At 63.0% G+C, this 14,265-nt stretch carries 15 protein-coding genes and 1 pseudogene; 11 read left to right on the top strand and 5 right to left on the bottom strand.

Translation table 11 applies throughout. The annotated features are described in order from the left end of the window. Positions 1-144 precede the first annotated feature (144 nt). The gene (locus tag CSE6_RS18080; protein ID WP_003063980.1) at positions 145-846 is read right to left on the bottom strand and encodes a GntR family transcriptional regulator; all 702 of its coding nucleotides are present in this window, start codon (positions 844-846) and stop codon (positions 145-147) included. Positions 847-1,128: 282 nt separating this feature from the next. On the opposite strand from CSE6_RS18080, the gene CSE6_RS18075 reads away from it, so the two are divergent. From CSE6_RS18075 to bfr, 3 genes are all read left to right on the top strand, one after another. Next, on the top strand, positions 1,129-1,806 hold the full coding sequence (locus tag CSE6_RS18075; protein WP_059441156.1) for a GntR family transcriptional regulator: 678 nt from the start codon (positions 1,129-1,131) through the stop codon (positions 1,804-1,806). Then, entirely contained in the window at positions 1,803-2,771 is a 969-nt protein-coding gene (gene puuE / locus CSE6_RS18070; RefSeq protein ID WP_059441155.1) for an allantoinase PuuE, read from the top strand. Before CSE6_RS18075 ends, puuE begins: the two co-directional genes overlap by 4 nt. A gap of 390 nt (positions 2,772-3,161) precedes the next feature. Next, entirely contained in the window at positions 3,162-3,626 is a 465-nt protein-coding gene (gene bfr, locus CSE6_RS18065) for a bacterioferritin (RefSeq protein ID WP_003063542.1), read from the top strand. Positions 3,627-4,012: 386 nt separating this feature from the next. On the opposite strand, the gene CSE6_RS18060 is transcribed toward bfr, so the two are convergent. Together CSE6_RS18060 and CSE6_RS18055 are read right to left on the bottom strand one after the other, a co-directional pair. Further along, positions 4,013-4,693 (bottom strand): 7-cyano-7-deazaguanine/7-aminomethyl-7-deazaguanine transporter, encoded by a 681-nt coding sequence (locus CSE6_RS18060; RefSeq protein WP_034380684.1) that lies wholly within the window; start codon positions 4,691-4,693, stop codon positions 4,013-4,015. 249 nt (positions 4,694-4,942) lie between these two features. Further along, positions 4,943-5,365, bottom strand: coding sequence for a hypothetical protein (locus CSE6_RS18055; protein WP_059441181.1), 423 nt, complete (start codon positions 5,363-5,365; stop codon positions 4,943-4,945). A 140-nt stretch (positions 5,366-5,505) separates the two neighbouring features. Here CSE6_RS18055 and CSE6_RS18050 point away from each other — a divergent pair, with 140 nt between their 5' ends. Beyond that, positions 5,506-6,345 carry a helix-turn-helix domain-containing protein gene (locus tag CSE6_RS18050; protein ID WP_059441182.1) on the top strand — a complete coding sequence of 280 codons (840 nt, stop codon included), beginning with the start codon at positions 5,506-5,508 and terminating at the stop codon, positions 6,343-6,345. A 159-nt stretch (positions 6,346-6,504) separates the two neighbouring features. On the opposite strand, the gene CSE6_RS26510 is transcribed toward CSE6_RS18050, so the two are convergent. Together CSE6_RS26510 and CSE6_RS26820 are read right to left on the bottom strand one after the other, a co-directional pair. Continuing rightward, a complete protein-coding gene (locus CSE6_RS26510) occupies positions 6,505-6,927 on the bottom strand; it encodes an FCD domain-containing protein (protein ID WP_012839244.1) in 423 nt (140 codons plus the stop codon). A gap of 45 nt (positions 6,928-6,972) precedes the next feature. Continuing rightward, positions 6,973-7,194 (bottom strand): annotated as a pseudogene (locus CSE6_RS26820) (GntR family transcriptional regulator); the annotation flags it as partial. A 124-nt stretch (positions 7,195-7,318) separates the two neighbouring features. Here CSE6_RS26820 and CSE6_RS18040 point away from each other — a divergent pair. From CSE6_RS18040 to CSE6_RS18010, 7 genes are read left to right on the top strand one after another with little or no spacing between them, the layout of a single operon-like run. Next, positions 7,319-8,374, top strand: coding sequence for a porin (locus CSE6_RS18040; protein WP_238585736.1), 1,056 nt, complete (start codon positions 7,319-7,321; stop codon positions 8,372-8,374). Positions 8,375-8,420: 46 nt separating this feature from the next. Beyond that, on the top strand, positions 8,421-9,416 hold the full coding sequence (locus tag CSE6_RS18035) for a tripartite tricarboxylate transporter substrate binding protein (protein ID WP_034407098.1): 996 nt from the start codon (positions 8,421-8,423) through the stop codon (positions 9,414-9,416). Between the two features lie 8 nt (positions 9,417-9,424). Then, positions 9,425-10,414 (top strand): NAD(P)-dependent oxidoreductase, encoded by a 990-nt coding sequence (locus CSE6_RS18030; RefSeq protein ID WP_059441154.1) that lies wholly within the window; start codon positions 9,425-9,427, stop codon positions 10,412-10,414. A gap of 4 nt (positions 10,415-10,418) precedes the next feature. Further along, entirely contained in the window at positions 10,419-11,336 is a 918-nt protein-coding gene (locus tag CSE6_RS18025; protein ID WP_059441153.1) for an alpha/beta hydrolase, read from the top strand. Continuing rightward, positions 11,333-11,710, top strand: a complete 378-nt coding sequence (locus tag CSE6_RS18020) for a RidA family protein (RefSeq protein ID WP_059441152.1) — start codon at positions 11,333-11,335, stop codon at positions 11,708-11,710. The genes CSE6_RS18025 and CSE6_RS18020 overlap by 4 nt, the downstream gene beginning before the upstream one ends. 57 nt (positions 11,711-11,767) lie before the next feature. Further along, complete coding sequence (locus CSE6_RS18015) at positions 11,768-13,207, top strand: FAD-binding oxidoreductase (RefSeq protein ID WP_059441151.1); 1,440 nt, start codon at positions 11,768-11,770, stop codon at positions 13,205-13,207. Positions 13,208-13,234: 27 nt separating this feature from the next. Further along, a complete protein-coding gene (locus tag CSE6_RS18010; RefSeq protein WP_080745915.1) occupies positions 13,235-14,245 on the top strand; it encodes a Bug family tripartite tricarboxylate transporter substrate binding protein in 1,011 nt (336 codons plus the stop codon). The last annotated feature ends 20 nt before the right edge of the window (positions 14,246-14,265 follow it).

Raw genomic sequence — 14,265 nt, 5'->3', positions numbered from 1 at the left:
ATCGCCCCCTGGTAGGGACAAGCGCTTCAAGCCTCAACTCAATATTGACTCGACGCAAAGTGTTGGGAGCTCGAGATCGGCAAAGCGGCCGAGCGGCTCAACCAGGCTGGATCCCGCCAAGGACTCCCATCGGCTTTGAAACGCCTATTTGGCTGAAGACGAATCTTCAGGAGCCAGAATGGAGCGGAGTCGGTTGCGTGCTCCGCGACGACCGATCAGGCTTTCATCAAGGCGCGATGCCAATGCATCGATGTGAGCAATCATTAATTGTTCAGCCCGCAGATTGTCTCCAGCCGCCAGCGCCTCAACAATGGCGGCGTGATCGTCATTGAAGACTCTGGCCTCGGTCTTCGATTGGTATAGATCTGAAATCAGAGTTGTTCGTGCCGAGAGATCGACCATCATAGAAGTCAGGAACCGATTGCCCAGACACTCTGCCAGGCAAATATGAAAGTCGGCCAGCAGCCAGCTGCGAGCTTCTGCGTCCCCACAGGCAATGGCTTTGCGCTCTTCGGCGATGTGCTTGCGCAGGCGTTTCAGTGTTGCCTGCAAGGGTTGACCAGCATCACGCAGCATGCCCGGCTCAACGACGCGCCTCGCTGCATAGGTTTCCTGAGCTTCCTCAAACGAAGGCTCTGCAACATACCAGCCAACCCTGGAGCGGACTTCCACAAATCCCCTGGTCTGAAGGTGCATCAAGGCCTCGCGGACCAGGGTGCGGCTGACCTGAAACAAGTCCGCAATGTCTTGTTCACCCAGTTTCTCTCCCGGACGAAGCTTGGCTGTCAGGATCGACTCTATGAGACGCTCGGCGATCTTGGTTTTGGTGATGACTGGAGTACTCATTAAATTGATTTTATGCGACCGAGCTGTTACGAAGTTGAGGATAGGAAGAGTCAATAAATTCGACCATGCCCGCAATGGCAGGTGATAAATATTGCGCTCCAGAGAACATGTGACGGAGCTGACTGAAGAAGGAGCGTAAGTTAAATATGCCTAGTGGGCTATTCGTCTTTCTTCTCCTGCGGTTGCCTCAAGAAACGTCCGGCACACCTTAAGGGAGAACACCTAGCTTTTCCTCAATCAATGTTGTATACAAGTGTTGAGTTCAAGATTTATGATGAAGCAATGGAAACCTCACTCACCTGGTCCATTGCAGAAAGTCTGACCAAAGCAATTGTTGAACATCGACTGATGCCCGGCACCAAGTTGTCGGAACAGAAGCTGGCCAATCATTTTGGTGTTTCCCGCACTCTGGTTCGCCAGGCTTTGTTTCATGCATCACAGAACCGGCTGATCAAGCTCGAGCCCACGCGCGGTGCCTTTGTGGCCACGCCCTCGGTTGAAGAAGCGCGCCAGGTCTTTGCTGTGCGTCGCATGCTCGAAGCCGAAATGGTGCGCAATTTTGCCGCGCAGCAGACACCCTCCCGCTTGTTGGAGCTCAAAGCGCATGTGGCTGCCGAAAGGAAGGCCATGGAAGCCAATGACGTGGGCCAGCGCACCGAACTGCTGGGCGACTTCCACGTGCGCATGGCCGAGCTCATGGGCAACGAGGTGCTGGCTCAGCTGCTGGGCGAGCTGATTTCCCGCTGCGCATTGATCACCCTGGTGTACCAGTCTGCATCAGCGGCCGAGCATTCGCACGAAGAACATGCCGACATCGTGACCGCACTGGCTGCGGGCGATGCCGAACATGCGGTGCAGTTGATGCAGCTGCACCTCGATCACATGGAAGAAGGTCTGTCCTTTAACCGTACTTTGCCAACGCACGATTTGTCGATGGCACTTTCATCCGTATCCCTATGACTTACGATTCCACCGCCTCCTACCCACGCGACCTGATTGGCTACGGCCGCAACACGCCCCATCCCGAATGGCCCGGCAAAGCCCGCGTGGCTGTTCAGTTCGTGCTGAACTACGAAGAAGGCGGTGAGAACCATATCCTGCATGGCGACCCCGGCAGCGAGCAGTTTCTGTCGGAGATGTTCAATCCCGCCAGCTACCCGGCCCGTCACATGAGCATGGACGGCATCTATGAATACGGCTCGCGTGCCGGCGTCTGGCGCATTCTGAAAGAGTTCGAGAAGCGCGGCCTGCCGCTGACCGTGTTCGGCGTGGGCACGGCGCTGCAAAAGCATCGCGAGCTGGCCCAGGCCTTCGACGAGCTCGGTCACGAGGTGGCCTGCCACGGCCTGAAGTGGATTCACTACCAGAACGTGCCCGAAGAGATCGAGCGCGCCCACATGCTGCAATGCGTGGACATTTTTGAAGAGCTGTACGGCGCGGGCGGCGACCACGGCCTGGGCTGGTACACCGGCCGCGACAGCCCCAACAGCCACCGCATCGTGGCCGATGCTGGTCGCTTTACCTACGACAGCGATTACTACGGCGACGACCTGCCCTTCTGGATGAAGGTCGCCAAGAGCGACGGCACGACGCACAACCAGCTCATCGTTCCCTACACGCTGGACGTGAACGATATGCGCTTTGCCCTGCCCCAGGGTTACTCGCATGCCGATCCGTTCTTCCAGTACATGAAGGACACATTCGATGTCCTGTACGCCGAGGGCAATGCCAGCGGCGACAACGCCCCCAAGATGATGAGCATCGGCATGCACTGCCGACTGCTGGGCCGTCCCGGCCGGATTACAGCGCTGCAGCGCTTCCTCGACCACATCCAGAAGCACGACAAGGTGTGGGTGTGCCGCCGTATTGATTTGGCTCGTCACTGGGCCGAGCGTTTCCCTTGCAATGAAGCAGTCTCGGCCTGACTGTACGATCCGAGAACCCCAGGCGATTGAGGAAGGCAAGCTGGGCACTCGATTTTCGAGGCATCATCGCAGCCAGTTCCAACTCGTGCGGCCCTGCATCCTGCCCTGTGGGCAGGGCTAGCCTCTGCGGAGGCTTGCCAAGTGCGCCAAGTGCTGTCCCTGCTTTACCGTTGATCGGTCCATGCTGACCAAAAGTGCTGGGTGTTATCACCATCCCTTGCGAGGAATCGAACGAACCCGATCAGCCTCGATACGCACCAAGCAATGCGAATGCATCTGCTTACAGCCCGCATCCAGAGCGCGTACGCTCGGGAATTGATAGCTGCCTTTGATTCCCGAAGCCAGTCGCGGGATACTTCAGGCTTCGAAAACTCACCGAGAACAACAACTATGCAAGGCCATCCCGAAGTCGTCGACTACCTCAAGGACCTGCTTCGCGGCGAGCTCGCGGCGCGCGACCAGTATTTCGCCCACTCGCGCATCTATGAAGACCAGGGGTTCGCCAAGCTCTTCACGCGCCTGGACCACGAGATGCAGGAAGAAACCCAGCACGCCGACGCACTGCTGCGCCGCATTCTGATGCTGGGCGGCCGCCCCGACATGCGCCCCAAGGAATTCACGCCCGGTGAGACCGTTCCCGAGATGTTGCGCAAGGACCTGGATACCGAATACGAAGTCCGTGCCGGCCTGCAGCAAGGCGTGGCGCTGTGCGAGCAGCACCGCGACTATGTAAGCCGCGACATCCTGCTGGCCCAGTTGCACGATACCGAGGAAGACCACGCCTACTGGCTGGAAAAGCAGCTGGGACTGATCGACAAGATCGGACTGCAGAACTATCTGCAAAGCCAGACCTGAGCCCTGCAACGCAGCGCGGAAAAATACCGAGGCCGTCCTTGATAGACGGCCTTTTTCATGGACTTGGGACGAGTTCGGAAACCATAGTCATCACCAGTGGCGGCAGAGCGGCCTTGTGCCGGATTGTCGATCTTGCAAGGCTCGCCCGACCCCATCTTCTGGAACGAGGCTCTACCAAAATTCACGCCCTTGTGGCATCCCATTGACTCGTTGACAAACGACAAGTCAGAGCCCCCGGGGCGACTCGGCCATCACCGGATGTCATACGGGACTGCCGCTCTTCGTCTCCAACCAGGCACAAGCTGCAGCTGCCAGCAAGACCTGGCAAAGCAGATGCACATGTCGGGCAGGCCCCTGCACCCGGGCCTGCCCTGCACGCCGCATCCTCAGCGCATCGCCGCTGCAGGCGCGACCTGCACCTTCATGCTGCGCACAATGGCCGCCAGCACTACGCCATAGGCGGGAACAAACAGCAGCAGACTCACACCCAGCTTGATGACATAGTCGACCATGGCGATTTCCACCCAGTTGGCCGCCATGAAGGCATCGGAGCTATGCCAGAAGGCGATCGAGAAAAAGGCTGCGGTGTCCAGCACCTGGCCGAACACCGACGCAGCCGCCGGAGCCAGCCACCAGGAATGGCTTTTCTGGCGGATGCGGTCGAAGACCTGAATGTCCAGCAACTGGCCCAGCACATAGGCGGCAAAACTGGCCAGTGCAATGCGGAACACAAAGCCGTTGAAGCTTTGCAGTGCTTCCCAGCCATTGAAGCGGCCCTCGTGGAACAGCACGCCCACCACATAGGACACCACGAGCGCGGGCAGCATGGCACGCATGATGACGCGTCGCGCCGCGGTCTTGCCGATCAGGCGCACGGTCAGATCGGTGGCCAGAAAGATGAACGGAAAGCTGAAGGCGCCCCAGGTGCTGTGAAAGCCCAGCAGCGTAATGGGCAGCTGCACCAGGTAGTTGCTGGCGATGACCAGGGCGATATGGAACGCCACGAGAACGGAGAGATAAAACGGCACGCGCGACGCTTGCGTCTGCACGGCATGAGCGGATGTCATGACAGTCCTTTTTGGTCGATGGGGGCGAGGGAACCCATGGTTGCGAAGAGTGCGCCAGCGCGGCGCAACCGTGAATTTTATGCTGTACGGAATTATCTCTGCCTCCCCCGGCCCGCTTATCCGCCCCGGCGCATGGCGGATATAACAAAAAGCATAGCTTATAGCGCCTTCCAACCCATGTTTTCAGCAGTGAATCAGCCTGCTTTCAATGAATGACAGGCGCTAGCCGCTATCCTTTTTTTGCATCACTCAAAGCGCGAGCTGAGCCTCCTGCCGGGCCGCATGGCGCGTGGCACGCAGCCCTGCCCACTGCAGATCGGCCAGGACCAGCACCACGACGGCCTGTGCCGCCACCCAGGCCAGACCCCAGGCACTGAGCGCCAGCCCGGAGCCAAACACCAGGACCGCGCAGCCCAGCGCCCAGCCCAGATTGCCAACCGCCACGAGACCGATCAGCGTGCGCGGCAGGGGCTCGCGACGCGCCATCCAGGCGGCGGCCGATGCATAGGCCAGCAAGAAAAGACCTGTTGCCGTCAGCAGGAAAGGCGGCAGCCCCGTCAGATCGGCCAGCGGCCGCTGCAAGGCCAGTTGCAGCGCGCCCGTGGCGGCGCAGGAGGCCGCATCGGCCCACATCACAAGACGCAGAAATCGGGGAGAAGCAAAGAGGGACATGGAAGACTCCTGTTCTGAGAGCAAGTTCTTGCGGCCGGCCCTGTGCCGGCTGCTGGGGCCCATGATTGCCATCCGCTCGCACAGCGTCGATAACCTCGCAGGTCATGGCCTGCTGTCCGGCCTGCCACTACGATGCGGGCATGAACTCCAGCACCGCCCCCTCTTCTTTTCATGCCGCTCATATGCCGCCCGGCGCACGCGCGCCGTTCGGCGAGCACCTGCGCCATTGGCGCCAGCATCGCCGGCTGAGCCAGCAGGGGCTGGCACTGGAGGCCGAGATCTCGACGCGTCACCTGAGCTATGTGGAAACAGGCCGTGCACAGCCCAGCCGCGAGATGGTGCTGCGGCTGGCCGAGCGCCTGTCGGTGCCGCTGCGCGAGCGCAATGCATTGCTGGTGGCTGCGGGCTTTGCCCCCATGTACCAGGCCCGTCCCCTGGACCACCCCGATCTGGCCGCCGCGCGCCAGGCAGTAGAGCTGGTACTCAAGGGCCACGAGCCCAGCCCGGCCCTGGCCGTGGATAGACACTGGAACCTGGTGGCGGCCAATGCCATCGTGCCGCTGCTGCTGGACGGTGTGGCGCCCTGGCTGCTGGAGCCACCCGTGAATGTGCTGCGCCTGAGCCTACACTCCGAGGGACTGGGCCCACGCCTGGCCAACTCCGCGCAGTGGCGTGCCCATTTGCTGCACCGCCTGCAGCAGCAGATCGCCGCCACGGCAGACAACGAGCTGCAGGCGCTTCATGACGAAATCGCAGCCTATCCGTTCGCCGAGGACAAGGACTCGCCTCTGCCCAGCCCCATCGCCGTGCCCTTTGAATTGCACACCCATCTGGGCACACTGAGCTTCATCAGCACCATCACCATCTTCGGCACGCCCGTGGACGTGACGCTGCAGGAGCTGGCCGTCGAATCCTTCTTCCCGGCAGATGCCGAGACCCAGGCGGCGCTGCAGCGGCTGCGCCAAGCTTCAGCATCCTGAAGCTTACAGAGCCCTGCCAGCGTAGATGGCCCCCTTGACCACTTCCACGAACTCCTCAATCTGTTCGAAGTTCCGCAGAGATAGGCATCAGCTTCGCTATGGCATGCACACCCATTCTCACTGACCTGCCACACACGGCGAACGATGCCGGCCTCACAACTACCACCCCATAGCGGTATTGACCGCCTGCTCGGTACCAAGCAAGTGCTGCTCCATCAATGCGACTAGAGCGTCTGCATCGCGGCGCAATGCCGCATCGAGCAAGGCCTGGTGCTCGGCCTGGACATTGCGCGCAACCAACGGCCCATGTAGTCGTATCTTGCGATAGCGCTCCGAGTGATCGACCAGTTGGTTCCAAAACTGCAGCAGCCATTCGGAGCCGCAAGCGCCCACCAGCGCCTCATGAAAGCGCCGGTGCTGCGACTCCCACTCGGAAGACATCGCTGCGGAGCCGCCGAGATCAGGCAGCGGCACATGCGCCAACATGTGGAGCGACGCTATCACCTCGGCCTCCCATCGGGCATCGCCACGTCGAATGGACTCGACCAGGCACAGGCGCTCGATGTCGCGGCGGGTCTTCATCAGGTCTGCGAACTCCTGCGATGAAATCCCCCGCACCCGGGCACCGCGGTTTGACTCCGCCAACACCAGCCCTTCAGTACCCAGACGTACGAGCGCCTCGCGGATAGGCGTCAGCCCCAGGCCAAACCGCTCATCTAGGTCTGCAGCCCTCAGGCGCTGCCCAGGTGCCAACTCCCCGCGAAGAATCTCTGTTCTCAGGCGCTGGTAGGCGCGCTCCGTCCTTGAGCCGGCGTCGCTTTTTTCATCTGCTACTGCATTTTCCTGCATAGATGTACGAGAGCTTGTCCTTATATTAGATTTCATTAAACACCTTAAATTTCATGAAATTAAAAATATTTCATGAAATATGAATCTCCATTATCCTGCCCCACCCAAGACACAGCAGAACAAGATGTTCCCACTGCTGTCGCACGTATTCATGGCGTCGCTCACCGCCGGCCTGGCCTTGATTCCCAGCGCGCCCAGTATGGCTCAAAGCAGCTCCACGGTTTACGGAGTCGTCGATCTCGGCTTTGTCCGCGAGAGCGGCGGCCCGAATGGCACCAGCGCCAGCAGGCTGACCAGCGGCGTCGCCTCGGGCTCCCGGCTGGGTTTCAGAGGCAATGAAGACCTGGGAGGCGGGCTGTCGGCGTTCTACGCGCTTGAAATGGGCCTGCTCGCCGATACAGGCGGCTTGGCCCAGGGCGGCCTGGCATTCGGCCGCCAAGCCACAGTCGGCATCCATGGCAACTTCGGCTCCATCACGCTGGGTCGCCAGTACACGCCCGTGGCGTTGATCCAGACCGAGACCGACCCATTCGTCACGGGTCTGGCGGGCGACTCCGCCAACCTCATCAGCGCAGGCGGCGCGGGCGGCAACAACCGCATGGACAATACGCTGCGCTATACCTACAAGGCAGCCAACGGCCTGATGGCCGACGCGGTCTACGGGTTTGGCGAAGTCGCCGGCGACTCCGGCGCCAAGCGGCAGTACGGAGGCGCCCTAGACTATGTGGCAGGCCCTGCCTATGCCAAGCTGGGCTACCACAGCGTCAACGATGCGACCGGCAAGGCCGGCCGGCTGACCTTTCTCGGCGCGACCTATGACTTCGGATTCGCCATGGCCCACTTCAACTATGTGGTGAACAAGGGCTCGGCCGTCTTCGGCATCGTGAACCAGGATTCACGCGACATGCTGCTCGGCATCAGCGTGCCCTATGGGCCGGGCAAATTCATGGCCTCGTACATCCGCAAGGACGACCGCACGGTCGCCAATTTCGACGCCAGCCAATGGGCCGTCGGCTACATGTACTTTCTGTCGAAGCGCACCACGCTCTACACCTCGATCGCACGGATAGACAACAACGCCCCCGCAACGTCAAAAACAGGCTTCTACCGCGTGGGCAACGCCACGGAGCAGGGCCTGGGCTCCCGCGCCTTCAACTTCGGAATCCGGCACGCCTTCTAGGCCAGCTTCGTACCCCGGCATTGCAATCACCATAGGAATACCCACCATGAACCATCATCGCCGGCGCGCCTTCATCGCGGCCGCATGCACCACGGCCCTCGGCCTTCTGTCTGGCACCGCGCCATCACACGCGGCCGACCGCTACCCGCACAAGCCCATCACCCTGGTGGTGGCCTATCCCGCTGGCGGCGACACCGACGTGCTGGCCCGCCTGATCGGAGAAAAGCTGGGTGCCCGACTTGGCCAGCCGGTGATTGTCGAGAACCGCACCGGCGCGGCTGGCACCATCGGCACCGCCTATGTCTCGAAGGCAGTCCCCGACGGCTATACCCTGCTGCTGGCGCCGAACACCATCACGATCACGCCCCACGTGCTCAAGGGCGTGGCGGGCGCCCAGGTGGACCCGGTGCGCGACCTCACCGCCATCTCGCAGTTGGGCAGCCAGTCGCTGTTCGTCGTGGCCACGGCAGCTTCGGGCGTCTCCTCCGTGAAGGAGCTGCTTGCCAGCGTGAAGACCGGCAAGATCACCTCGTATGCCAGCCCCGGCAACGGCTCGCCCATGCACATCCTGGGCGAGCTGTTCGACAAGGCCACCGGAGTGAAGATCACCCAGGTTCCCTACCGCGGCAGCGTGCCCGCCGTGGCAGACCTCGTGGGCGGCCAACTGCCCATGATGTACACCACCCTGGGGCCAGTGGCCCAGTACATCAAGGCCGGCAAGCTGGTGCCGCTTGCGGTCGCGGACGCGAAGCGCTCACCCTTCCTGCCCCAGGTGCCCACGCTTGCCGAGCTGGGCTATGCGGGCGCCGAGGTCGGCGCCTGGCAGGCACTGATGGGCCCCAAGGGCATGCCACCGGATCTGGTCAGGCTGCTCAACCAGCACTGCGATGCGATCCTCAAGATGCCCGATGTGAGAGCACGCATGGAGACGATTGCCCTGGCGCCCGTTGGCGGCGATGCCGCCGTGCTGGGCCAGGTGGTGCAGAACGACTACCGGCGCTACCGGCAGATCGTCAAGGAGTTCGGCATCCAGGCAAACTGAGGAACACCATGACAACGCTTGTTACCGGCGCCGGCGTGATCGGCTGCCACACGGCCCGTCTGCTGGCGCAGCGCGGAGAATCCGTGCTCCTGGCCGACGTGGCTCCGGCCCTCGCGGCCATCGCCACCATCGTCGACGATCCCCGGGTCCGCATCGAAGTCGCCGACGTCACGGATTTCGCCCGGCTGACCCGGCTTGTCGAAAGCCACGGCGTACGCCGTATCGTCCACACTGCGGCCCTGCTGTCCACCGCCATCCGCCAGGACCCGGTCAAGGGCGTGGAAGTCAATGTCATGGGCACGGCCCACCTGCTCGAAATCGCCCGGCAGCACCGGCTGGAGAGGGTCGTCATCGCCAGCTCCACGACCGTCGGCTACCCCGTGTTCGGCGACTTCGAAGGCGACAGCCTGCCAGAGGACTTCAGCCTGAAATCGATCCGCCATCGCCCGGGCTCCATCTACGCGGCCACCAAGGTGGCGGCGGAACATCTGGCGCTGCTGTACCGCGACCTGTACGGCGTGAATACCGTATCGCTGCGTTATGCCGCAGTGATCAGTGCCTGGAGCGGCCCCGGCACATCGGTGCCGGCGCGCGTGCTCTCATCGCTGGCCGGGCCCGCCGCCCGGGGCGAGGTCTCCGTCATCGACGACCCCTACCTCGTCTGGCAGGGAGGGGAGGAATTCATCGACGCGCGCGACTGCGCGCATGCCAACGTCGCGGCCCTGGATGCCGAAGATCCGGCGCAGGGCATCTACCACATCGGCCTGGGCCGGCTGCACGGCTTCGAGGACTTCGTGGCCGGCGTGCGCCGCTGCCACCCCGCCCTGCGGGTGGACATGCGGGTCGCGCCGCAAGGCGGCTTTGCCGGCTTTGCACATGTGCGCCGTGCCGCGTCGGATATATCCGCTGCGGCGCGCGAGCTGGCATGGCAACCCACCCATGCGCTCGCCGACTCCATCGAGCACTTCGCCCCCTTCTGTATCGCCAATGAAAATTGAATCCATGCAGGCTCAACACCTTGCGGGCAACGGCCGTCCGACCGATGCACAGTGGCTGCTGGCAGACCCCGATCACCAGATGCCATTGCCCTTTCCCCAGGCCGAGGCCTATGCGCGCCAGGTCATGGCCCTGGCCCGGGAACTGCCGACCGACGGACTCGACGTGCGCCTTGGCGTCCCCTACGGCCGGCACCCGCTGCACCGCTACGACGTTTTCGGTCCGAAAAATGCCCAGGACGCACCAGTTCTGGTCTTCTGGCATGGCGGTGGCTGGACCAACGGCTACCGCGGCTACGTCAGCTTCATGGCGCCGCTGGTGGCGGAGCTGGGCTGCATCCTGATCGCCCCCTCCTACCGGCTTGCGCCACGGGACAGGCTGCCTGCGGCCTACGAAGACGGGCTTGCCGCGCTGCGCCATGTGTTCGACAACGCACCGTCCTTCGGCGGCTGCGTCCATCGCCTCCACCTCGCTGGGCACTCCGCCGGCGGCCATCTTGCGGCCCTGGTCGCCCTGCGGCATGCCGACATCCGGCAGGCAGGCATCCCGGCTGGCGCCATCCGTGCCTGCCTGCCCATCAGCGGCATCATGGACCTGCACCATCCGGCCCCAGAGGAAGGCAGCCTGGAGCAGCGTGTCTACACCATGGTGCTGAGCGAGCCCGGCGACGATGTGGTCATGAGCCCGGTCCACTGGAGCATGGGCAGCACCGTTCCCATGCACCTGAGCTACGGCGAGCGGGACAGCGAACGCGTGCAGCGCTCCAACCAGGAGCTTGCGCACAGGCTGTCGCAAGCCGGCACGCCATGCTCGCTTTCCGTTGAAGCAGGCCTGGACCACTTCTCCACCCATACCACCTTGCGCGCACCCCAGGCCTCCTGGTACCAGCGCCTGGCACGCATCCTGGAGGCATCCGCACCATGAAGCAAATCGTCGATACCGGCCTGCCCTCCATCGGCCAGCCATGTTCCTGGGCCGTGAAAGCTGGCGGGCTCCTGTTCACCACGCATGGCCCGGTGCGCAGCGACGGCACGCTCGACACCGGCCCCATCGAGCAGCAGGCCCGCCTGACGCTGGAAAACGTCCGCCGGGCCGTCGCGGCGGCCGGGGGCAGGATGAGCGATGTGGCCCAGGTGCTGATCTACATGACGGATGAGCGAGACATGCCTGCCATCGACCGCGTCTACCGCGAGTTCTTCGAAGCACCCTACCCCAACCGCTCCAGCGTCGCCGTGCGAGGCCTGGTTGCGCCAGGCATGCGCATGGAAACGGTGGTCTATGCGGCCATCGCCCCCTGAGCCCGCCAACGCCTGGCGCAAGCGCCGCGACAACACCCTCCACCAGGAAACACCGCCATGCCATTTGCAAGCAACGCCTCCTCAATCACTGCCAGAACAGACCAGCGACTGACATCCCTGGCCGCCGCGCTGGCGCCGCTATCCGATGCGTCGCTGCTGGCCATCGAAGATGCCATACCGGCATACGCCGGCAGCGACTGGCGTGGCAAGCGCGGCGCCGCTCCGCTTGCCGTACTGCGCCCGCGCACGCCGGAACACCTTGCGGCAGCCATGCGGGCCACGCATGCGCTGGGGCTGCCGATCGCTGTGCAAGGCGGAATGACCGGCCTGGTGGATGGAGCATTGGCCCGGCCCGGAGAGATCATCCTGTCGCTTGACCGGCTGAACGCCATCGAGGACATCGATGTGGCCAGCCAGACCATGACCGTCCAGGCCGGCGTGAAGCTGCAGGAGGCCCAGGAAGCCGCGGCCGCACGCGGCCTGCTGCTTCCCATCGATATAGGCAGCAAGGGCTCCTGCCATGTGGGAGGCATCGCCGCAACGAATGCCGGGGGCAACCGGGTCCTGCGCTACGGCATGGCACGCCAATCCATCATCGGCCTGGAAGCCGTGCTTGCGGATGGGCAGGTCATCAGCCACCTTGGCAAGGCACTCAAGGACAACGCCGGATACGACCTCAAGCACCTGTTCATCGGCAGCGAGGGAACGCTGGGCGTCATCACGCGGCTGGTGTTCGCGCTGCAGCCTCAGCCGATCTCGCGCCAGACCGCCATCGTCAGCGTGCAGAGCTTCGAGCAGATGGTGGAGCTGCTCAACCACTGCAGAAGGCGGTTGGGCGCACGCCTGACAAGCTTCGAGGCAATGTGGCGCGACTTCTACGACATGGTGACGGCCGAACTGCAGGTGGGAGGAACGCCATTCGCCGATCCTGGCAGCAACCTCGTACTCATCGAAGCCATGGGCCAGGATGCCGAGACGGACGAACCGTTGTTCGTCGAGGCACTGGGTGAGTTTCTTGAGCTCGCCGCCGGCTCGGACGCGGTGATCGCCCGCTCCGAACAAGACGCCCGGCGCCTGTGGAGCATCCGGGAGTCATCCGGCGAAGCTGCGGCCGCAGCAGCGCCATTCGCCGGCTTCGACATCAGCCTGCCCATCACCGCGATGCCTGCGTGGCTCGAAGACGTCCACTCGCAACTGCGCGCGCACGGCCTGCACCGCACGCAGACCTATGGGCATCTCGGCGATGGAAACCTGCACCTGGTCGTCGGCTATCCCGCGGACCAGCCGCAGATGAAACAGAAGATCGAAGACCTGGTGCATCGATCCGCAGGCCGGCTGGGCGGCTCCGTCTCGGGAGAACACGGTATCGGCATCTCGAAGAAGCCATACCTGGCCATCAGCCGGAGCCCCCAGGAAATCGAGCTGATGCGCGCACTCAAGCGCGCCCTTGACCCCGCCGGGCGGCTGAACGCTGGCCGCATCTTCGATCAGGAATGAATTCACCGCACACAGAGGAGCCCGTCCATGACACCTGCCCGCAACACCTGCATGCGACGTGCCGCCTGCACGCTTCTTGCAAGCGCATTTGCCGCCACCCTTGCCCTGTCCAGCCCCATCGCGCTCGCGCGCGAAGGCAACAAGACGAAGCCCATCAAACTGCTCGTCGGATTCTCACCGGGCGGCGGCACCGATGTCGTGGCCCGCTATCTGGCCGACAAGCTCAGGGAAGAACTGCACCGGTCCGTGATCGTGGAAAACCGGCCAGGCGCAGGCGGCCAGGTGGCCGCGCAGGCGCTCAAGGCCGCGCCCAAGGATGGAAGCACCCTTTTCTTCACCAATGACCACACCATCTCCATCATTCCCCTGGTGATGAAGCAGCCGGGCTTCAATACCTCCAGGGACTTCACGCCGGTGGCTGGCGTAGCCATCTATGTCTCCGCGCTCTTTACTGGCGCCGGCACGCCCGTCAAAAGCTACGCCGAGTACATTCGCTGGGTTCACGACAAGCAAGCAGGCAAAGGCAGCGTGGGCATCCCTGCGCCAGCTTCTCTGCCTGAATTCATGACCATCGCCATCGGCGCCAGGAACACCCTTGACCTGACCCCTGTACCCTACAAGGGGGCTGCGCCCATGCTCGGCGACATCATGGGCAACCAGATTCTGGCCGGCATCTCGTCGCTCAACGATGTGCTGGAATCGCAGAAGGCAGGCAAGATCAACGTTCTGGCGGTGTCCGGCAGGCAACGGCATGCCGGCGTACCCGACACCCCTACCTTCTCGGAACTGGGAGTCCCCGGCTTCGAGGAAAGCCCGTTCTACGCAATCTATGCGCCGCAGGGCATACCCCCCGATGAAGCGGCGGCATTCTCGCAAGCCATGCAGAAGGTGCTTGCCAGGCCCGAGGTACGCGAGCGGATGGTGAGCCTCGGCCTGATCCCCCAGTACCTGAATCCCGAGCAAATGCGGCAGCGCGAGCAGACCTACGCACAGACCTGGGGCAAGCTCATCAAGGACAGCGGGTATCAGCCCCAATAGCGGCCACGCCTCACATCCCA

Origin of the sequence: Comamonas sp. E6 (genome assembly GCF_001010305.1) — a bacterium.
Taxonomy (GTDB): domain Bacteria; phylum Pseudomonadota; class Gammaproteobacteria; order Burkholderiales; family Burkholderiaceae_C; genus Comamonas; species Comamonas thiooxydans.
The sequence above is the reverse complement of the archived record's forward strand: the minus strand, read 5'-3'. Positions and strand labels throughout refer to the sequence as shown.

Excerpts from the sequence above, each read along its gene's own strand:
- CSE6_RS18080 (WP_003063980.1), bottom strand. The coding sequence starts at position 846 with ATGAGTACTCCAGTCATCACCAAAACCAAGATCGCCGAGCGTCTCATA.
- CSE6_RS18075 (WP_059441156.1), top strand. The coding sequence starts at position 1,129 with ATGGAAACCTCACTCACCTGGTCCATTGCAGAAAGTCTGACCAAAGCA.
- puuE (WP_059441155.1), top strand. The coding sequence starts at position 1,803 with ATGACTTACGATTCCACCGCCTCCTACCCACGCGACCTGATTGGCTAC.
- bfr (WP_003063542.1), top strand. The coding sequence starts at position 3,162 with ATGCAAGGCCATCCCGAAGTCGTCGACTACCTCAAGGACCTGCTTCGC.
- CSE6_RS18060 (WP_034380684.1), bottom strand. The coding sequence starts at position 4,693 with ATGACATCCGCTCATGCCGTGCAGACGCAAGCGTCGCGCGTGCCGTTT.
- CSE6_RS18055 (WP_059441181.1), bottom strand. The coding sequence starts at position 5,365 with ATGTCCCTCTTTGCTTCTCCCCGATTTCTGCGTCTTGTGATGTGGGCC.
- CSE6_RS18050 (WP_059441182.1), top strand. The coding sequence starts at position 5,506 with ATGAACTCCAGCACCGCCCCCTCTTCTTTTCATGCCGCTCATATGCCG.
- CSE6_RS26510 (WP_012839244.1), bottom strand. The coding sequence starts at position 6,927 with ATGAAGACCCGCCGCGACATCGAGCGCCTGTGCCTGGTCGAGTCCATT.
- CSE6_RS18040 (WP_238585736.1), top strand. The coding sequence starts at position 7,319 with ATGTTCCCACTGCTGTCGCACGTATTCATGGCGTCGCTCACCGCCGGC.
- CSE6_RS18035 (WP_034407098.1), top strand. The coding sequence starts at position 8,421 with ATGAACCATCATCGCCGGCGCGCCTTCATCGCGGCCGCATGCACCACG.
- CSE6_RS18030 (WP_059441154.1), top strand. The coding sequence starts at position 9,425 with ATGACAACGCTTGTTACCGGCGCCGGCGTGATCGGCTGCCACACGGCC.
- CSE6_RS18025 (WP_059441153.1), top strand. The coding sequence starts at position 10,419 with ATGCAGGCTCAACACCTTGCGGGCAACGGCCGTCCGACCGATGCACAG.
- CSE6_RS18020 (WP_059441152.1), top strand. The coding sequence starts at position 11,333 with ATGAAGCAAATCGTCGATACCGGCCTGCCCTCCATCGGCCAGCCATGT.
- CSE6_RS18015 (WP_059441151.1), top strand. The coding sequence starts at position 11,768 with ATGCCATTTGCAAGCAACGCCTCCTCAATCACTGCCAGAACAGACCAG.
- CSE6_RS18010 (WP_080745915.1), top strand. The coding sequence starts at position 13,235 with ATGACACCTGCCCGCAACACCTGCATGCGACGTGCCGCCTGCACGCTT.